Source organism: Bacillus sp. FSL K6-0255, from assembly GCF_045040725.1.
Taxonomy (GTDB): Bacteria; Bacillota; Bacilli; order Bacillales; family Bacillaceae; genus Bacillus; species Bacillus subtilis.
The window spans coordinates 3827403-3845673 of sequence record NZ_CP150278.1; the positions used below are offsets into that span (position 1 = coordinate 3827403).

The following is an 18271-nucleotide window of genomic DNA, read 5'->3' on the forward strand; positions in this document are numbered from 1 at the left end:
TTCAACCGATATATGGGCTTGAAGTTCACATCAGACTCTGTTACAATTCGTTTCATAGCTAATGATTCTGATAATTTAAGGCAGGCCTAAAAAATGGAACGTTCACATCAACATCAGCAGCTTCGGAAGGAAGAACACGATACACTTTCTAAGCTCAAACAAATGCCCGTCGAGTCACTCAACCTGGAAGCCATTTCGATCGCTACGAATCTGTATCGGTCTGCACAAAGGCTCCGTGTCAAAATGGAGACTGAGGTTCTTTCTTCCTATAACCTTTCTTGGACCGCTTTCTCCATTCTTTATGATCTATGGGTATGGGGAGCGCTCGAAACGAGAAAAATCGCTGAGCTGTCAGGGATATCTACAGCTACAGCAAGCAACGTGATCAAAACGCTCGAAAAAAAGAATTTTTGCCGTAAAAGCATCGACACAAGAGATCGGCGACTCGTGTTTGTCTCTATCACCGATTCCGGCAAACAAGCGATCGAAGAACTCTACCCGGAGTTTCACAAAGGGGAAACAGAGCTCATTGCGGGAATGACGAAGGACGAACAGAAAATATTGACAGGGCTGCTTAGAAAGGTAGCTGACAATCTTCATACAACATAAGCTTTGACGGGAATCCAGTAGCGGTTTGTCTCCCTGTTTCAGAGAGCCGGCGGAAGGTGCGAGCCGGCACACAGCAAACGTGAATTACCTCCCCGAGCTTTCTTTGTGAACCTTAAAGGTAGCAAAGAACGGGAAACCGTTATTCGAATGAGCGGAAGACGATGTCTTCAACCAGGGTGGTACCGCGTGCATTGAGCCACGTCCCTTATCGGGATGGGCTCTTTTTTGTGTTTGTAAAAAAGGAGGAAAAATGATGAGAACATTTGAGCAGCTCACAGCGTCACAGCAAAAAGAGGTAGAAAGACAGCTTCAGCTATACATGACAGGCGCCCACGAAGTCATACCGCCGGAGGAATTAAAGGCAAAGCTCGTGAAATCAATTTCCACGGGCACGCCGCTTAAAATTAAGCTCGGATTAGATCCGTCTGCACCGGATGTACATTTGGGCCATACGGTTGTGTTAAATAAGCTTCGCCAATTTCAAGAAAACGGCCACATTGTCCAGCTGTTAATTGGGGATTTCACAGGAAAAATTGGTGATCCGACCGGAAAATCGGCAGACAGAAAGCAACTGACTGATGAAGAAGTTCAGCACAATGCCAAAACCTACTTTGAGCAATTCGGAAAAGTGCTTGATCCAGAAAAAGTCGAGCTTCACTATAACTCAAAATGGCTGAAAACATTGAATCTGGAAGATGTCATTGAATTAGCAGGGAAAATAACGGTAGCCCGCCTGATGGAGCGCGACGACTTTGAAGAACGCATCGCCATGCAAAAACCAATCTCACTGCATGAATTCTTTTACCCATTGATGCAGGGATATGATTCTGTCGTTCTCGAAAGTGATATTGAACTAGGCGGAACGGATCAGCATTTCAATGTTCTCATGGGACGGCATTTCCAAGAACGATACAACAAAGAAAAACAAGTCGTCATCCTTATGCCGCTCTTGGAAGGCTTGGATGGCGTCGAGAAAATGTCGAAGTCGAAACACAACTACATTGGCATTAACGAACATCCAAACGACATGTACGGAAAAACGATGTCACTGCCCGACAGCCTGATGAAAAAATACATCCACTTGGCGACAGACTTAGAGCTTGAAGAGAAAAAACAGCTCGTAAAAGACTTAGAAACCGGCGCCGTTCATCCGCGTGATGCCAAAATGCTTTTAGCCAAAACAATCGTCCGAATGTATCACGGAGAGAAAGCAACAGAAGCTGCCGAACACTCGTTTAAAACAGTCTTTCAGGAAAACAGCCTGCCGGAAGATATACCGGCCGTAAACTGGAAAGGCGAAAAAACGATAGCGATGATTGATCTGCTCGTCAAGCTAAAGCTCCTCTCTTCAAAGAGCGAGGCGCGCCGCATGATTCAAAACGGCGGTGTACGCATCGACGGAGAGAAAATAACAGATATTCACGCCAAAGCAGAGATAAGAGAGAATATGATCATCCAAGTCGGCAAACGCAAGTTTTTAAAGCTCCAATAGTTTGATATTCCGAAACGCTTATGACCCTTCATTCATAAGCGTTTTTTTGCAGGTATAAAGCACTGTCTTTTCAAAAACGCTCTTCATCTTGCAGGAAACTCCTTTAGCATCCCGAAATATTCCCCAACCATACATTTAGGGGAGGTTTATTTTTGATGAAAAAGCTTTTGACTGTCATGACGATGGCTGTTTTAACTGCCGGCACACTGCTCTTGCCGGCACAGAGTGTCACCCCTGCCGCGCACGCTTTACAAATATCAAATAGCGAGCGCGAGCTTCCATTCAAAGCAAAGCATGCGTACTCTACCATTTCTCAGCTAAGTGAAGCAATCGGCCCCAGAATAGCCGGAACTGCAGCTGAAAAAAAGAGCGCCCTATTGATCGCCTCATCCTTGAGAAAATTAAAGCTTGATGTGAAGGTTCAACGATTCAACATTCCTGACCGGCTTGAGGGAACACTGTCTTCAGCAGGACGCGATATTCTTCTCCAAGCGGCGTCCGGCTCAGCTCCGACTGAGGAACAAGGGCTGACGGCCCCGCTTTACAATGCGGGATTGGGCTATCAAAAGGACTTTACCGCTGACGTCAAGGGCAAAATCGCCTTGATTTCCAGAGGAGACCTGACTTATTACGAGAAAGCCAAAAATGCCGAAGCCGCCGGAGCAAAAGCTGTCATCATTTATAACAACAAAGAAAGCCTCGTGCCTATGACGCCAAACCTGTCGGGAAATAAAGTCGGCATTCCGGTCGTCGGCATTAAGAAAGAAGACGGCGAAGCACTTACCCAGCAAAAAGAAGCCACCTTAAAACTAAAAGCATTCACAAACCAAACCTCCCAGAATATCATCGGAATCAAAAAACCAAAGAACATCAAACATCCAGACATTGTGTACGTGACGGCCCATTACGACAGTGTTCCTTTTTCACCCGGGGCAAATGACAACGGCTCAGGAACCTCTGTTATGCTGGAGATGGCGCGTGTCTTAAAAAGCGTTCCATCTGATAAAGAAATCCGCTTTATCGCTTTCGGCGCCGAAGAGCTCGGCCTGCTCGGCTCCTCTCACTATGTAGATCATCTATCGGAAAAAGAGCTGAAACGAAGTGAAGTGAACTTCAACTTAGACATGGTAGGCACAAGCTGGGAAAAAGCGTCTGAGCTGTATGTCAACACATTGGATGGCCAATCTAACTATGTTTGGGAATCCAGTCATACGGCTGCTGAAAAAATTGGATTTGACAGCCTGTCTCTGACACAGGGAGGATCATCTGATCATGTGCCATTCCACGAAGCCGGCATTGATTCCGCCAACTTTATTTGGGGAGACCCGGAAACAGAAGAAGTTGAGCCGTGGTATCATACCCCTGAAGACTCGATCGAACATATCAGCAAAGAACGCCTCCAGCAAGCAGGCGATCTTGTGACAGCCGCTGTCTATGAGGCTGTGAAAAAAGAGAAGAAACCGAAAACCATTAAGAAACAAATGAAGGCGAAAGCATCTGACATTTTTGAAGATATCAAATAAAAAAAGACGGCACTTGGGTGCCGTCTTTTTTTTATAATGATCAGCTGTTTAGCCGTCTATAAGTAAAGCTTTCAGTTTATCAACTGTATTTTCTTTTTCTAACGGGCGATAAATGGTCAGTTTCAAATCAGGAGAGTCATATATTTGTAATGTCATATGCTCCATCACCATTGTTCCGGCTGCCGGGTGATGAAGTACTTTTTCTCCTGCGTGTGTGCCTAATACTTCGTGGTGGTTCCACCATTTTTTAAATTCCGGGCTTCTTTCAGTTAACTCATCGATCAGCTCTTTTATCCATGCTTCCCCAAGAAACCGGCTGGCTGTCGATCGAAACTGTGCGATAAGTTTTTTGGCGTGGCTTTCCCAGTCGTCAAGCAGATCCCGATACTCCTTCGAGGTGAAACATCGCCATATGGCATTCCTTTCCTTACTGCCCATTTGGCCAAAATTGCCGAACACAGCACAAGCTGCTGTGTTCCAAGCAATAACGTCCCACTTTTCGTCAGTCACATAAACAGGGCAATTGGTTAAATGATCAATAAAGTGCCGCACAGCTAGAGGAAGGCTCTTATTATCTTCATCCTGATCATCTAAAGGAACATGATGGCCAGCCAACAGAAAGACATGACGTTTTTCCTCATAATTCAATTTGAGCACTCTCGATATGCTTTCCAGTACCTGTGTTGATACCCGAATATCCCTTCCCTGCTCCAGCCATGTGTACCATGTGACACCTATACCGGACAGCTGGGCTAATTCCTCTCTTCTCAAGCCTGTTGTTTTCCTTCTGGTGCCCATAGGCAATCCAAACTCTTGCGGAGAAAGCTGTGCCCTTTTAAGTTTTAAAAACTCCCCTAGCTCTTTCCGTTTTTCTGCCATACTGTCCACATACACACTCTCCTTCTGCATAGAATTTCCTATTAGTATTCTACATAAAAAGGAGAAGGTTTTTATATTATTTGTTTCGTTCTGCAAATACTTCCGCGGCCACAGGAAGAATGGTATTGAGTGCATTCGGGAAACCTGAGTAAATAATCATCTGCATCATGACTTCTATGAGTTCTTCTTGTGTCCATCCGACATTCAGGGCTCCGTTAATATAGAATTTTAGCTGCTGGGTATTGCCCAATGCAGTCAATCCAGCAACGGTTGCTAATAATCTGGATTTCAGATCAAGACCTGGTCTTGAAAAAATCTGACCATAGTTAAACTCCACGGCAAGCACACCAAGGTCCGGAGCGATGGAATGTTTAAAATTGTCCACGATCGCTTCATAGTTCTCCTCATCAATTTGTTTCAGAATATCTAACCCTTTTTTATAACGTTCACTTGTTCGCACCAGCTTCTATCTCCCTTCCAATATCGTTTTTTTAGTAGTACGATTTATGGTAATCCTTGAACTGAAGGCAATACCGACCATGATCATCCCCAGAATACAAACACCGTTCCAATGAAACAGCATCCAGACTGCACCTCCTGCATACGATCCCAAGGCGCCGCCTAAAAACGTGCTGACCATAAAGAGGCCATTCAATCTGCTTCTCATTTCAGCCGACAATTGGAAAATCTCCGCCTGACACGCCACCTGATTCGCCTGAATGCCCATGGTGATGAATAAAGCGCCCAATACAATCACAATCAATGAAGTCTGGCCTGCCATTAATAAAACAAATGACAATAAGGTAAAAGACATACAAAGCTTGTTGGAAAAAGCAGCTCCTTTTTGATCAATAATCCGGCCGATCAGCGGAGTTGCAAAAGCCCCGCCAATTCCCACCAAACCGATTGTTCCGGCAGTCTGGCTGCCAAACGAGAATGGAGGTTCACTCACCATAAACACTAACGTCGTCCAAAATAAACTGAAGGCGCCGAACATGAAGCCTTGGTTTACACATGCTTTTCTTAACACTTTCTCCTTGATCAAAAGCGGAAATAATGAAGAAATGAGTTTTCCGTAATGAAATGCATGTGTCCCTTTGCTTTTCGGAAAGCAGAAGTGAATGATCAACATAATGATGACGGCTGCTGCACAGGCAATCCAATACATCACGCGCCAGCCATAATGGGCATCTATCGCCCCGCTGACCACTCTCGCCCCTAAAATTCCGCAAACCAAGCCGATGGCTACGTTTCCGAGTACTTTTCCTCTGTTCCTGTCATTTGCTAAACCTGCCGCAAACGGCACAAGGATTTGAGGAATAATCGTGAAGAATCCCAATAATAAATTTGTGATGACTAGCCATGGAAAGCTTACAGCTAACGCTGAAGCGGCCGAACAAACCCCCACTAAGAATAGCAGGCTCACAATTAAGCGGCGGCGTTCAAAAAGATCTCCCAATGGAACAAGCAGAAGGTTCCCCGCCGCATAGCCAATCTGCGCCAATGTAGCAATCATCCCAGCTTGTGCCGGCGTCACATGAAACGTGCCTGCCATGCTGACAAGCAATGTTTGATTGATATAGACATTAGCTACCGTAAACCCGCTAGTCACCGCGATAAGAAAAATCAAACCTCTCGATAATGAAATGGAATGGTTCATGTTTACCCCCTTTCTTCATGCATGATAAAGCAGGTTCAATCCTGGAAACAGAAGTGAGTTTATACTGGTATAAAAAGTACTAGCAAGCAAAGAAAAAAAGCGAAACCCTGTCAGGCTTCGCTTTTGTTATCAATCCACTTCTTTCTTAATCCCCAGCATTTTCTCATCTAGGTAATGGGCAATCTCCGCGGCTTCTTTCAGCTCATCTGTTAATTGCTTAGGAACGTCATTGTTCAATTTATAATAAATTTTATGTTCAAGGCTCGCCCAGAAATCCATCGCGATTGTCCGGATTTGAATTTCTGCTTTGACGTATTCCACACGGTTCGTTAAATTCACAGGCATCTCAATGATTAAATGCAGGCTTCGATAGCCATTCGGTTTGGGTGTCTGGATATAATCCTTTACCTTTACGATTCTCAAATCTTCATGCTGCTTCAACACATTCACGACATTATAAATGTCAGAAATAAAGGAACAGATGATGCGCACGCCGGCAATGTCGTGAATATGCTCCTTCATTTCCTTCGTCGTAATCTCACAGCCCTTTCTCATTAACTTATTCACGATGCTTTCAAAGCTTTTGACACGGGATTTTGTATGTTCAATCGGGTTGTGTCCGTGAATGAGGTTATATTCCTGGCTGATAATTGAGAACTTTGTATCGAGCGCATCTAGCGCAAATTTATAAACTAATAACTCATTTTTCCAATCTTCCATTACTGTTTTTAAATCGTCCATATGTGTTACAGATAAATCCATGTTCGTCATCTCCTTTAACGGAACTTTATCCGCTGTCCATGTACTAGACGTCCCTGTCTGCTGCAAGGTTCTATGAATTTTTTTACAAAATGCGGTCGATTGTAACAAAAAAAGACCGCATGAAACGAGCGGTCTTTTTTATTATCGGAAATAGCTGATCAATAATCCGATCGAGAGCAGGAATCCGAAAAATGTATTTGTTTGGGCTGTTGATTTCATTGCGACAATCATATTCATCGGCATTTCGTTCTGGACGAAGCCCTTCACTGCCTGAACCGGCTTAGGCACGCTCAAAAAGACGACAAACAGCCATGGGCTTGCGGCACCGGTAATAACCAAGCCGACAACCCAGATATAAGCGACGGCAAACGACGCAGCTAACAGAGTAACAGCTCCCTTATGCCCCATCAAAATCGCCAATGTTTTGCGTCCGCCTTTTTTGTCCTCTTCAATATCACGAATGTTGTTCGACAGGTTAATCGCGCCGACAAGAATCGCAATCGGGATGGAAATCAAAATGCTCTGCATATTGATCTTATCTGTCTGAATGAAAAACGAAATCAGCACAAACACCGAACCCATGCAAATGCCTGAGAATAATTCACCGAACGGCGTGTACGCAATCGGGAGCGGCCCGCCTGTATACAGGTAGCCGATCGCCATGCCGACAAGGCCGATCAGCGCAAGCCACCAGCTGCTGCTCGCACAAATATAGACACCGAGCAAAATGGCAATCCCGTATGAGGCCAGAGCTAATTGCAAAATCGTTTTAGGCTTCATTCCGTGGCGTACAATGGCCCCTCCGATTCCGACTGATTCTGCTGTATCTAATCCGCGTTTAAAATCATAGTATTCATTAAATAAGTTCGTCGCGATCTGGATCCATAGGCAAGAAAACAGCATAGCCAAAAACAGCAGCAGATCAACCTTCACATAAAACATCGCCAAAACGGTTCCGAGCAGCACAGGCACAAACGACGCGGTTAACGTATGAGGACGGGTTAACTGCCAAAGGATCTGCCCCATGCTTTCTTTTTGCGGCGCTGTCTGACCCTCACCCTTATTTGTTTGGTTCATCTTCCTCTTCCTTTCTATTAAAAGGCTTACTTTTTTTCAGCCGGCAGCTTAATAAAAAACTCCTTTTGCTTCCTTATCTATCATAATGACTTCTCCCTTATTTCACAAGATACCGCAAGAAGGCGTTTTCTTTCTTATTATACGCTTCTCGCCCTGATTTCATTAGGTTTCTGCTTTCACTTGAACGAACAGGTACAGAAAAATTTTTTTAAGTACATTACACTTTTTAAAAGTTAAAAAGATCTTTTGACTCCAGGTATCTTTTCCTTTATTATGAATCAGCTCGAAACATTCCATTCTTGCCCTTGCAGGTATAAAGATTCATTTTCAAAAACATACGCCGATATATTAATTTGAGGGAGATTAGGGAAAAAATGAAACTTTTTGAGCATCTGATCGTCAAATAATCATGTGATTGTCGAAAAAACGGGAAGGGAATTTTTGATATGCTGCAATTAATGAAACAGCTGTATGAAAAACCCGCTGTCAAGTGGACATGTCATACAGGCTTTTATTTGATGATACTGCTTGTTTTGTTTTTTATGTATGGTTTTCACACCGCGAATACCGGTTCATATATTTATAACGATTTCTAATTGGAGAGAGAATAACTATGAAACTTTTACATGCTATTCAAACACATGCGGAAACTTATCCGCAAACCGATGCCTTCCGCTCTCAAGGCCAGTCGCTCACGTATCAGGAATTATGGGAGCAGTCTGACCGCGCGGCTGCCGCGATCCAAAAACGCATTTCTGGGGAAAAGAAATCTCCTATCCTTGTGTACGGCCACATGGAGCCGCACATGATCGTTTCCTTCTTGGGAAGTGTCAAAGCGGGACATCCTTATATTCCGGTTGACCTTTCTATTCCGTCCGAACGGATTGCGAAAATTATCGAAAGCTCTGGAGCAGAATTGCTGATCCATGCAGCAGGACTCTCAATTGATGCAGTCGGCCAGCAGATTCAGACAGTTTCTGCGGAAGAACTGCTGGAAAACGAAGGCGGCTCTGTCAGCCAAGATCAATGGGTCAAAGAACACGAAACGTTTTATATCATTTACACTTCCGGAAGCACAGGAAATCCGAAAGGCGTGCAGATTTCCGCTGCGAATCTTCAAAGCTTCACAGACTGGATTTGTGCAGACTTTCCAGTCAGCGGAGGAAAAATATTTTTAAACCAAGCGCCGTTCTCATTTGATTTGTCTGTCATGGACCTATATCCGTGCCTTCAATCAGGCGGGACTTTACATTGCGTGACAAAGGATGCTGTGAACAAGCCGAAAGTCTTATTTGAAGAGCTGAAGAAGTCCGGGCTGAATGTGTGGACATCAACACCTTCCTTTGTGCAAATGTGCCTGATGGATCCAGGTTTTTCACAGGATCTGCTGCCTCATGCGGACACATTTATGTTTTGCGGAGAGGTTCTTCCGGTTTCTGTGGCAAAAGCGCTGCTTGAGCGTTTTCCGAAAGCGAAGATTTTTAATACGTACGGCCCGACTGAAGCGACAGTGGCTGTCACATCGGTTGAAATTACGGATGACGTCATCAGCCGCAGCGAATCGCTTCCAGTGGGCTTCGCCAAACCAGATATGAACATTTTTATTATGGATGAAGAGGGACAGCCGCTTCCTGATGGAGAAAAAGGAGAAATCGTCATTGCAGGGCCGAGTGTAAGCCGAGGCTACCTTGGTGAGCCAGAGCTGACGGAAAAAGCGTTTTTCTCTCATGAAGGCCAGTGGGCATACCGAACTGGCGATGCCGGCTTTATTCAAGACGGTCAGATTTTCTGCCAAGGACGTTTGGATTTTCAGATTAAACTTCACGGCTATCGAATGGAGCTGGAGGAAATCGAGTTCCATGTCAGACAGTCACAGTACGTTCGTTCTGCTGTCGTGATTCCTTATCAGCCAAACGGAACAGTTGAGTACCTGATCGCTGCTATTGTGCCTGAGGAGCATGAGTTCGAGAAGGAATTCCAGCTGACAAGCGCTATTAAAAAAGAGCTTGCCGCTTCTCTTCCGGCATATATGATCCCAAGAAAATTTATCTATCAGGATCACATTCAAATGACGGCTAACGGCAAAATTGACCGAAAACGCATTGGCGAAGAGGTTCTTGTATGACGCCCTACAGCTCGTTTTTATTCTTTATACTGCTTGGCATTCTTCTTCTGCCGACGATCATTCTCGGCTTAAACGGAAAAAGATTTCAAGCATACAACATGTTCATATCTATCATTATATTGGCTTTAATTTTTTCGCACGACTTACACGGGGTCATCGCGCTGTGCCTGTTTACAATATGGCAGGTGCTCCTGATCAGCGGCTATCTGGCATACCGGCAGAAAGCGAACAGCGGCTTTGTCTTTTGCGGAGCTGTTATCGCGTCTATTCTGCCTTTATTTCTGTCAAAAATATGGCCGTTTCTTTCACACCCGCAGCCGCATCATCCGCCGCATAACCTGATCAGCTTTTTAGGGATTTCATATTTAACCTTTAAAGGCGTTCAGCTGATTATGGAAGCAAGAGACGGACTGCTGAAAGAACAGCTGCCATTGCACCGCCTGCTGTATTTCATCCTGTTTTTCCCGACGATTTCCTCCGGCCCGATCGACAGATACCGCCGGTTCGTCAAGGATGAACAGAAGGCTTGGACGAAAGAAGAATACGCCGACCTGTTGTATACGGGAATCCATAAAATCTTCATCGGTTTCCTGTATAAATTTATTATCGGCTACGCGATCAATACGTACTTCATCATGAATCTTCCCGCAATCACGCACAATAAGATTCTTGGGAACCTGCTGTACATGTACGGCTACAGCATGTATTTATTCTTTGATTTCGCCGGCTACACGATGTTTGCCGTCGGGGTCAGCTACATTATGGGCATTAAATCACCAGAAAACTTTAATAAACCGTTTATCAGTAAAAATATTAAAGATTTCTGGAATCGCTGGCATATGTCTCTGTCATTTTGGTTCAGAGATTATGTGTTTATGAGATTCGTATTTTGGATGACTAAGAAAAAGTGGATCAAAAACCGTATGGCCGTCTCAAACATCGGGTATTTCCTGCTGTTTATGCTGATGGGGGTTTGGCACGGGCTCGCGCCGCAATATATCATTTACGGCCTCTATCATGCCGTTCTGATGACGTGTTACAACTTTTTCGAGAAGTGGAATAAGAAATATAAATGGCTGCCGTCCAACTGCTGGACAACCATTCTCGCGATTGTGATCACATTCCATTTCGTTTGCTTCGGGTTTTATATTTTCTCAGGAAAACCATTTCATCACCACCATTAAAGGAGATTAGAAAGCTATGGATTTTAAACAAGAGGTATTAGACGTTTTAGCAGAGGTTTGCCAGGATGACATCGTAAAGGAAAATCCTGATATTGAAATTTTTGAAGAAGGTTTGCTTGATTCTTTTGGAACAGTAGAATTGCTGCTTGCGATTGAAAACCGTTTTGATATTTTAGTGCCGATCACTGAATTTGACCGGGACGTTTGGAATACACCTAACAACATTGTAAATCAGCTGTCTGAGTTGAAATAATGAAAAAGCGTTTTTTCGGTCCAATTATTTTGGCGTTTATTCTATTCGCAGGCGCCATCGCAATTCCATCTTCATGGCTGACAGGCTTCATCACCGATAAGCGTGTGAAAGAGTCAGCAACAGCCTTGAATCCGAGTATGTTTCAAGGGCTATATTTACAAGATCAGATGCTCAAAGATCCGACATATCTTCCGATTTACGGGTCTTCTGAGCTTTCCCGGCTGGACGAGTTCCACCCATCTAATTATTTTCAAGTAAACAATGAGGGATTCACGCCATACCTTGTCGGCAAAGGCGGATCCCAGTCATTGATTCATTCTTTAAACTTCGCTGCCCATATGGATCAGCTGAAGGGCAAAAAAATCGTATTCATCGTGTCTCCGCAATGGTTTATTAAGCGCGGGTCTGATGAACAGCATTTCGCGCCGAACTATTCTGCGCTGCAAGGGCTTGATTTGGCATTTAACGATCAGATCGACCCTGAAATTAAAAAGAAAATGATGAAACGCATGCTGCGCTTTAAGGCTGTGCAAAACGATGCCATTCTTTCTGAGCTGTACAAAGCAATGGTAAACGGCCAGACGTGGAAAGTGAACGCGCTGAAGCCGGCGGCGAAAGTGTATTACAGCATGCTGGAAAAGAAAGATCTGTATTATTCAACGACAGAATCATCCGGGCCAAAGCGCTATATCTCGCAGTCAGTAAAGGATAAGTCATGGTCTGAATTGAATAAACTAGCGGATCAATCGGGCAAACGCCACTCCGGTTCTAACGATTTTCACATCGACAACCCTGTCTATAAAAAGCTGAAGCCGAAAGTGCCTAAGCTGAAAGGGAAAAACAAAGGAAGATCGTATGCGGTGTCACCGGAATATGGCGACTTTGAAATGATGCTCGATATCCTGAAGGATGCGGGCGCAGAGCCTATGTTTGTCACCATTCCTGTTAACGGGAAATGGTACGATTACACGGGCTTCCCGAAAAAAGGACGCACTGACTATTACAAAAAGGTAAATAAACAAATCAGAGCGAAGGGCTTCCAGGTTGCTGATTTCTCAGGGCATGAATATGACCCGTATTTCATGAAAGACACCATTCACATCGGCTGGAAAGGCTGGGTGTATGTCGATAAAGCAATTGACGAATTTTATAAAACCGGAAAAGTCACTTCATCCTGAGCATCTCATAGGACGCGGCTGCATATTTCCTGCTAAGATTTGAAATAGTAAAGGAATCACAGCCAACTTAATTAAGAGGTGTTACATCCAATGAAGATGACAGGCAATACGGTTTTAATCACAGGGGGTTCTGCTGGCATCGGGCTTGAACTGGCCAAGCGCCTGCTGGAGCTCGGCAATGAAGTTATCATTTGCGGACGCAGCGAAGCACGTCTTGCAGAAGCGAAGCAGCAGCTCCCAAACATCCATACAAAGCAATGTGATGTTGCAGACCGTTCGCAGCGGGAAGCATTGTATGAATGGGCTTTAAAGGAATATCCGAACTTGAATGTTCTCGTCAACAACGCCGGCATTCAAAAGGAAATTGACTTTAAAAAAGGGACAGAGGAGCTTTTTGTGGACGGTGATGAAATTGAACTTAATTTCCAAGCGCCTGTCCATTTATCCGCCCTTTTCACACCTCATTTGATGAAGCAGCCCGAGGCGGCAATCGTTCAGGTCACATCCGGGCTTGCGTTTAACCCGTTAGCTGTTTATCCGGTGTACTGCGCAACAAAAGCGGCACTTCACTCGTTCTCGCTTACGCTCAGACACCAGCTCCGCGACACGAGCGTGGAAGTGATTGAAATGGCACCGCCTATGGTGGACACGGGCTTAAACCAAAAATCACGCGATAAACAAGGCCTGACGTACCGGGGCATTTCATCTGAAGAATATGTTCAATATTTCTTGGACGGCTTGAAGGAAGGCAAACAGGAGATTACAAATGAACGTGTTGAAGGTCTTCGGGATGCCACTCGCGCCGATTATGACAGGTTATTCGAGCATATGAACACGCAGGAGAATTAATTTCTCCTGCTTTTTTCATATGAATTTCTTACAAATTTGAGCAAACCTATTGCGATTATTTGTTGAAGGTATACAATAGAATATAATTATTTTCAAATAAGTTTGATAATATAAACAATTTAACAGCAGGGAGATTGACCATGACTAAACAAACGATTCGCGTTGAATTAACATCAACAAAAAAACCGAAACCAGACCCAAATCAGCTTTCGTTCGGAAGAGTGTTTACAGACCACATGTTTGTAATGGACTATGCGGCAGATAAAGGTTGGTACGATCCAAGAATCATTCCTTATCAACCCTTATCAATGGATCCGGCTGCAATGGTCTATCACTACGGCCAAACCGTGTTTGAAGGGTTAAAGGCTTACGTGTCAGAGGATGACCATGTTCTGCTTTTCAGACCGGAAAAAAATATGGAACGCCTGAATCAATCAAACGACCGCCTCTGCATCCCGCAAATTGATGAAGAACAGGTTCTTGAAGGCTTAAAGCAGCTTGTCGCAATTGATAAAGACTGGATTCCAAATGCGGAGGGCACGTCCCTTTACATCCGTCCGTTCATCATCGCAACCGAGCCTTTCCTTGGTGTTGCGGCATCTCATACGTATAAGCTCTTGATCATTCTTTCTCCGGTCGGCTCTTATTACAAAGAAGGCATTAAGCCGGTCAAAATCGCTGTTGAAAGTGAATTTGTCCGTGCGGTAAAAGGCGGAACAGGAAATGCCAAAACCGCAGGGAACTATGCTTCAAGCTTAAAAGCGCAGCAGGTGGCCGAAGAGAAAGGATTTTCCCAAGTGCTTTGGCTGGACGGCATTGAGAAGAAATACATCGAAGAAGTAGGAAGCATGAACATCTTCTTCAAAATCAACGGTGAAATCGTAACGCCGATGCTGAACGGAAGCATCCTGGAAGGCATTACGCGCAATTCAGTCATCGCCTTGCTTAAGCATTGGGGCCTTCAAGTTTCAGAACGAAAAATTGCGATCGATGAGGTCATCCAAGCCCATAAAGACGGCATCCTTGAAGAAGCCTTCGGAACTGGTACAGCAGCTGTTATTTCCCCAGTCGGCGAGCTGATTTGGCAGGATGAAACACTTTCGATCAACAACGGTGAAACAGGGGAAATCGCAAAAAAACTATATGACACGATTACAGGCATTCAAAAAGGCGCTGTCGCAGACGAATTCGGATGGACGACCGAAGTCGCAGCGCTGACTGAAAGCAAATAAGAAAAAAGCCGGCCCATTACAGGCCGGCTTTTTTTACGCTTCAATTTTGTTGAAAAACTGCGGCAGATACGCTTTGTGCGCCTCCAGCATTTCGTCTAAAATCTGTTTGGCCACAGTATCGGACGGGACAAGCGGGTTAATCGTCATGGCAAGGAGCGCAGTTTGATAGTCACCTGTAACTGCCGCTTCTGCCGCGACACGTTCAAAGGATTTGATTTGCTGGACAAGGCCGCGGACAGACACCGGCAAGTCGCCGACAGCAATTGGCTTAGGGCCGGTTTTCGTCATCACACAGTTCACTTCAACTGCGGAATCGTCTGGAATACTCGCTATTGCACCATTATTGATCGTGTTCACCGGCTGAATGTCATGTTTATCATTATAAATGGAGCTGATTAAGTTACATGCTGCATCACTGTAGTAAGCTCCGCCCCGTTTTTCCAGTTGCGGCGGTTTAATCGCAAGGTTCGGATCTTTATAAAGCTCGAACAGCTCTTTTTCGACCTTCTGTACGACTTCAGCGCGGGTGCCCTCCGTTTGTGATGCTTCCAGTTCGTGCTCCAGCATCTCTTTTGTTTTGAAATAGTAACGGTGATAGCCGCAAGGGATGACATTGAGCGCTTTTAAGAAATCCGGTTCCCATTCGGCGCCTGAGATATTTTTCATCGTCATCGCGTTTTTCGGGTCGCCCATCGCCTCGATGACTTGCTCCTTCACACTTACGCCGTCCAAGAAAACATCCAGCCCAAATACCATATGGTTCAGTCCGGCGAATTGGACTTCTACGCGGTCCACATCTACATCAAGCGCTTTGGCTACGCCCATTTTGATGCCGATTGGAACATTACAGAGACCGACGACTTTCTTCAGGTTGGAGTAGCGAAGCAAGGCTTCTGTTACCATGCCGGCAGGGTTTGTGAAGTTAACAAGCCAAGCGTTCGGGCAAAGCTCTTCTATGTCCTTTGCGATCTCAAGGATGACCGGAATTGTGCGCAATCCTTTAAACAGGCCTCCCGGGCCGTTTGTTTCCTGGCCAATTACACCATATTTTAGCGGAATGCGCTCATCCTTTGCTCTTGCCTGCAAAAGTCCGACGCGGAATTGGGTCGTGACAAAGTCTGCGTCTTTCAGCGCTTTTCTCCGGTCGAGCGTAAGATGAATGTCAATCGGGACGCCAGCTTTTTCAACCATCCGTTTGGCGAGTGTGCCGACAATATTCAGCTTTTCTTCGCCCTCGGGGATATCGACAAGCCATAATTCACGGACAGGCAGCTCATCATACCGTTTAATGAACCCCTCCACTAGCTCGGGCGTATAGCTTGAACCTCCGCCAATCGTTACAATCTTCAATCCTTTTGTCATATGCTTGCTCCCCTTTGCTCGGTGATTTTTTCATATAACTCAATGATCTCTGCAGCCATATCCTTCACTGTCATTGCATTCATTAAATGATCCTGTGCATGAACCATCAGAAGCGTCATTTCCGTCTTTTCTCCGCCCGCTTCATTTTGGATCAGCTCTGTCTGATAATGATGGGCTTTTGACAATTCTTCAGCAGCGTCTTGAAGCTTTTTCCGCGCTTCTTCTGCGTCACCGCTTTTCGCAGCGGCAATGGCCTCCATTGCGGAGCTCCTACCGTTTCCTCCGTGAAGGATGATTTGAAAAATGATTTGTTCCATTTCCTCATTCACGCGATTCACTTCCTTTCTCTACAGAGCCGCTTCTTTGTCATCTGATGCTGCAGGCGTTTGAACCAGCTCCAGATCGTTTTCTTCTTTCAGCTTCTGCTTATCCCACATTCTGAAGAACGGGTAGTAGACAACAAAGGATACGACAATATTAATGGCTTGCATGACCGCGCCTGAGACTTTTCCTCCTGTCGCCAAGTAGCCTGAAAAGATCGGCGGCATGGTCCACGGCACTGCGATACCCGCCGGTTTGGCGACAAGGCCGGTGCTCATTCCGATGTACGTGAGTGTCACTGTGACAAGCGGTGTGATGATAAACGGAAGTAAGAGCATTGGGTTCATGACGATCGGCATTCCGAATATAATCGGTTCGTTAATATTGAAGATGGCCGGGCCGACCGCAAGCTTCCCGAGCTGCTTCATTTGTTTGCTTCGGGCGCGCAGGAACATCGTGACAACCAGTGCCAATGTGGCGCCGCTTCCGCCGATATTGACCCAGATATCGAAAAATTGCTGGGTGAAAATCTTAGGAAGCTCCTCACCGGCTTGGAATGCGATCCGGTTGGCATCCATTGCGCCGTACCAAATCGGTGCCATGACGCCGCCGACAATGTTTGCACCGTGAAGGCCGCAGGCCCATAAAAGCATTTTGACGGCTTCGGCGACAAGGCTTCCTCCAAGGCTTCCTCCAAGAATGGAAAGCGGAGTCCCCAATAAAACGCTTACAATATTATGAAGGCTTTCAAACGGTGTCGCTTCAACAATCAGCCGGGCTGCCCAAATCAGGAAGATGACCGCAAAGCCGGGGATTAACGCGACAAATGACTTGCTTACCGCCGGCGGAACACCGTCCGGCATTTTGAAGACTAAATTGCGCTGGATAATGAGGCGGTAAATCTCTGTGGACACCATTGCGATAATCATGGCGACAAACAGGCCTTTGCTTCCCATGAGCGAAAGCGGAATCCCGCCGCCAACCATGATTTCTTTCGTCACGCCATCCGGCATAAACGGCACTTGATAAGGTGTTGCTAATAAAAATGCCGCAAGGGAAATGGCTCCGGCCGACAAGGCATCAACGCCGTATTTCTCGGCGAGCCGGTAGGCGATGCCGAACGCGGCGACAAGACCCATAATTTCAAAGGTCGCGTCGACTGGGTAGGCCAGTTTTTCAGACCAGGAGCTGCCAAACGTTTTTGCCATAAACTCAGCGTATCCCGGGATCGGGAGGTTGCCAATGATGAGGAAAAAGGAACCGATGATAATCAGGGGCATCGTGAGGATGATACCATCACGCAGCGCCTGCAAATGACGCTGTCCCGCAATTCTTCCCGCTATAGGCATGACCTTTTCTTCTAAGATCTGATTGACTTTATTCACATAGCCCGCCCCTCTCTATGACACATGTCCAAGCTGTTCAGCTGATTTCAGCACTTCCGCCCCGTTGCACGTGCCATAATGGACGGTATTAATGACGTCTACCGGAACCCCCTTTGACTCTCCTAATTTTTTGAGCTGCGGAAGCATGTAACGGACTTGCGGACCGAGAAGCAATACATCCGCTTTATCGATATGATTTTGTACAGAATCGCCTGAAACTGCCCAAATGGTATAGTCTTTTCCCTGTTCCTGCGCACTTTTTTCCATCTTGCTCACCAGTAAACTAGTAGACATGCCTGCTGCACAAACGAGTAATATATTCATGTAAAAGACCCCCTAGAGTTTGATCAATTTTGTAATGTCCTGCTGTTGCTATCATC

20 protein-coding genes and 1 other annotated feature are annotated in these 18271 nt (G+C 45.4%); of the genes, 10 read left to right on the forward strand and 10 right to left on the reverse strand.

What is annotated here, in order from left to right:
• Positions 1–93: 93 nt before the first annotated feature.
• From ywaE to ywaD, 3 genes are all read left to right on the forward strand, one after another.
• Positions 94–609 carry a tyrZ transcriptional regulator YwaE gene (ywaE, locus tag MHB62_RS19925; protein ID WP_019712840.1) on the forward strand — a complete coding sequence of 172 codons (516 nt, stop codon included), beginning with the start codon at positions 94–96 and terminating at the stop codon, positions 607–609.
• Positions 604–818: a binding site (T-box leader), on the forward strand. Its footprint overlaps the gene before it by 6 nt.
• Positions 819–859: 41 nt before the next feature.
• Positions 860–2101 carry a tyrosine--tRNA ligase gene (gene tyrS, locus MHB62_RS19930; RefSeq protein WP_072692793.1) on the forward strand — a complete coding sequence of 414 codons (1242 nt, stop codon included), beginning with the start codon at positions 860–862 and terminating at the stop codon, positions 2099–2101.
• Positions 2102–2256: 155 nt separating this feature from the next.
• Complete coding sequence (ywaD, locus tag MHB62_RS19935) at positions 2257–3624, forward strand: aminopeptidase YwaD (protein WP_015250921.1); 1368 nt, start codon at positions 2257–2259, stop codon at positions 3622–3624.
• 48 nt (positions 3625–3672) lie between these two features.
• Here ywaD and MHB62_RS19940 read toward each other — a convergent pair whose 3' ends face one another.
• The 6 genes from MHB62_RS19940 to MHB62_RS19965 all read right to left on the reverse strand — a co-directional run bounded on the left by MHB62_RS19940 (position 3673) and on the right by MHB62_RS19965 (position 8299).
• Complete coding sequence (locus MHB62_RS19940; RefSeq protein ID WP_211197316.1) at positions 3673–4533, reverse strand: helix-turn-helix transcriptional regulator; 861 nt, start codon at positions 4531–4533, stop codon at positions 3673–3675.
• 46 nt (positions 4534–4579) lie between these two features.
• Positions 4580–4963: a carboxymuconolactone decarboxylase family protein gene (locus MHB62_RS19945; RefSeq protein WP_019712843.1), complete on the reverse strand. Its 384-nt coding sequence runs from the start codon at positions 4961–4963 to the stop codon at positions 4580–4582.
• A gap of 6 nt (positions 4964–4969) precedes the next feature.
• Complete coding sequence (locus tag MHB62_RS19950) at positions 4970–6163, reverse strand: MFS transporter (protein ID WP_017697251.1); 1194 nt, start codon at positions 6161–6163, stop codon at positions 4970–4972.
• A gap of 129 nt (positions 6164–6292) precedes the next feature.
• Positions 6293–6925, reverse strand: coding sequence for a GTP pyrophosphokinase YwaC (gene ywaC, locus MHB62_RS19955; RefSeq protein WP_003244564.1), 633 nt, complete (start codon positions 6923–6925; stop codon positions 6293–6295).
• A gap of 141 nt (positions 6926–7066) precedes the next feature.
• Positions 7067–8002, reverse strand: coding sequence for a 1,4-dihydroxy-2-naphthoate polyprenyltransferase (locus MHB62_RS19960; protein WP_009968370.1), 936 nt, complete (start codon positions 8000–8002; stop codon positions 7067–7069).
• A gap of 162 nt (positions 8003–8164) precedes the next feature.
• Positions 8165–8299, reverse strand: coding sequence for a hypothetical protein (locus MHB62_RS19965; RefSeq protein ID WP_003227332.1), 135 nt, complete (start codon positions 8297–8299; stop codon positions 8165–8167).
• A gap of 149 nt (positions 8300–8448) precedes the next feature.
• Between MHB62_RS19965 and MHB62_RS19970 the strand changes: the two genes are divergently transcribed.
• The 7 genes from MHB62_RS19970 (at position 8449) to MHB62_RS20000 (ending at position 14823) form a co-directional block, all read left to right on the forward strand.
• Complete coding sequence (locus tag MHB62_RS19970) at positions 8449–8598, forward strand: teichoic acid D-Ala incorporation-associated protein DltX (protein WP_003227330.1); 150 nt, start codon at positions 8449–8451, stop codon at positions 8596–8598.
• Positions 8599–8615: 17 nt separating this feature from the next.
• Positions 8616–10127 carry a D-alanine--poly(phosphoribitol) ligase subunit DltA gene (gene dltA, locus MHB62_RS19975; RefSeq protein WP_015250915.1) on the forward strand — a complete coding sequence of 504 codons (1512 nt, stop codon included), beginning with the start codon at positions 8616–8618 and terminating at the stop codon, positions 10125–10127.
• The gene (gene dltB, locus MHB62_RS19980) at positions 10124–11311 is read left to right on the forward strand and encodes a D-alanyl-lipoteichoic acid biosynthesis protein DltB (RefSeq protein ID WP_015250914.1); all 1188 of its coding nucleotides are present in this window, start codon (positions 10124–10126) and stop codon (positions 11309–11311) included. Before dltA ends, dltB begins: the two co-directional genes overlap by 4 nt.
• Positions 11312–11327: 16 nt before the next feature.
• Positions 11328–11564 (forward strand): D-alanine--poly(phosphoribitol) ligase subunit DltC, encoded by a 237-nt coding sequence (gene dltC / locus MHB62_RS19985; RefSeq protein ID WP_003227325.1) that lies wholly within the window; start codon positions 11328–11330, stop codon positions 11562–11564.
• Positions 11564–12742, forward strand: a complete 1179-nt coding sequence (gene dltD, locus MHB62_RS19990) for a D-alanyl-lipoteichoic acid biosynthesis protein DltD (protein ID WP_003227323.1) — start codon at positions 11564–11566, stop codon at positions 12740–12742. Before dltC ends, dltD begins: the two co-directional genes overlap by 1 nt.
• Positions 12743–12832: 90 nt before the next feature.
• Entirely contained in the window at positions 12833–13591 is a 759-nt protein-coding gene (locus MHB62_RS19995) for an SDR family oxidoreductase (protein ID WP_029726191.1), read from the forward strand.
• 140 nt (positions 13592–13731) lie between these two features.
• Positions 13732–14823, forward strand: a complete 1092-nt coding sequence (locus MHB62_RS20000; RefSeq protein WP_003244231.1) for a branched-chain amino acid aminotransferase — start codon at positions 13732–13734, stop codon at positions 14821–14823.
• A 33-nt stretch (positions 14824–14856) separates the two neighbouring features.
• On the opposite strand, the gene licH is transcribed toward MHB62_RS20000, so the two are convergent.
• Genes licH through licB form a run of 4 tightly spaced genes read right to left on the reverse strand, consistent with a single transcriptional unit; the run spans position 14857 to position 18215 of the window.
• Entirely contained in the window at positions 14857–16185 is a 1329-nt protein-coding gene (licH, locus tag MHB62_RS20005) for a 6-phospho-beta-glucosidase LicH (RefSeq protein ID WP_003244285.1), read from the reverse strand.
• Complete coding sequence (gene licA, locus MHB62_RS20010) at positions 16182–16514, reverse strand: PTS lichenan transporter subunit IIA (protein ID WP_003227313.1); 333 nt, start codon at positions 16512–16514, stop codon at positions 16182–16184. Before licA ends, licH begins: the two co-directional genes overlap by 4 nt.
• A gap of 18 nt (positions 16515–16532) precedes the next feature.
• Positions 16533–17891, reverse strand: a complete 1359-nt coding sequence (gene licC / locus MHB62_RS20015; protein WP_032722724.1) for a PTS lichenan transporter subunit IIC — start codon at positions 17889–17891, stop codon at positions 16533–16535.
• A gap of 15 nt (positions 17892–17906) precedes the next feature.
• Positions 17907–18215, reverse strand: coding sequence for a PTS lichenan transporter subunit IIB (licB, locus tag MHB62_RS20020; protein ID WP_003218755.1), 309 nt, complete (start codon positions 18213–18215; stop codon positions 17907–17909).
• Positions 18216–18271: the final 56 nt, after the last annotated feature.

Excerpts from the sequence above, each read along its gene's own strand:
- ywaC (WP_003244564.1), bottom strand. The coding sequence starts at position 6,925 with ATGGATTTATCTGTAACACATATGGACGATTTAAAAACAGTAATGGAA.
- dltA (WP_015250915.1), top strand. The coding sequence starts at position 8,616 with ATGAAACTTTTACATGCTATTCAAACACATGCGGAAACTTATCCGCAA.
- MHB62_RS19965 (WP_003227332.1), bottom strand. The coding sequence starts at position 8,299 with ATGGAATGTTTCGAGCTGATTCATAATAAAGGAAAAGATACCTGGAGT.
- licH (WP_003244285.1), bottom strand. The coding sequence starts at position 16,185 with ATGACAAAAGGATTGAAGATTGTAACGATTGGCGGAGGTTCAAGCTAT.
- tyrS (WP_072692793.1), top strand. The coding sequence starts at position 860 with ATGATGAGAACATTTGAGCAGCTCACAGCGTCACAGCAAAAAGAGGTA.
- MHB62_RS19970 (WP_003227330.1), top strand. The coding sequence starts at position 8,449 with ATGCTGCAATTAATGAAACAGCTGTATGAAAAACCCGCTGTCAAGTGG.
- licB (WP_003218755.1), bottom strand. The coding sequence starts at position 18,215 with ATGAATATATTACTCGTTTGTGCAGCAGGCATGTCTACTAGTTTACTG.
- MHB62_RS19995 (WP_029726191.1), top strand. The coding sequence starts at position 12,833 with ATGAAGATGACAGGCAATACGGTTTTAATCACAGGGGGTTCTGCTGGC.
- dltB (WP_015250914.1), top strand. The coding sequence starts at position 10,124 with ATGACGCCCTACAGCTCGTTTTTATTCTTTATACTGCTTGGCATTCTT.
- ywaE (WP_019712840.1), top strand. The coding sequence starts at position 94 with ATGGAACGTTCACATCAACATCAGCAGCTTCGGAAGGAAGAACACGAT.
- dltD (WP_003227323.1), top strand. The coding sequence starts at position 11,564 with ATGAAAAAGCGTTTTTTCGGTCCAATTATTTTGGCGTTTATTCTATTC.
- ywaD (WP_015250921.1), top strand. The coding sequence starts at position 2,257 with ATGAAAAAGCTTTTGACTGTCATGACGATGGCTGTTTTAACTGCCGGC.
- MHB62_RS20000 (WP_003244231.1), top strand. The coding sequence starts at position 13,732 with ATGACTAAACAAACGATTCGCGTTGAATTAACATCAACAAAAAAACCG.
- MHB62_RS19960 (WP_009968370.1), bottom strand. The coding sequence starts at position 8,002 with ATGAACCAAACAAATAAGGGTGAGGGTCAGACAGCGCCGCAAAAAGAA.
- dltC (WP_003227325.1), top strand. The coding sequence starts at position 11,328 with ATGGATTTTAAACAAGAGGTATTAGACGTTTTAGCAGAGGTTTGCCAG.
- MHB62_RS19940 (WP_211197316.1), bottom strand. The coding sequence starts at position 4,533 with ATGCAGAAGGAGAGTGTGTATGTGGACAGTATGGCAGAAAAACGGAAA.
- MHB62_RS19950 (WP_017697251.1), bottom strand. The coding sequence starts at position 6,163 with ATGAACCATTCCATTTCATTATCGAGAGGTTTGATTTTTCTTATCGCG.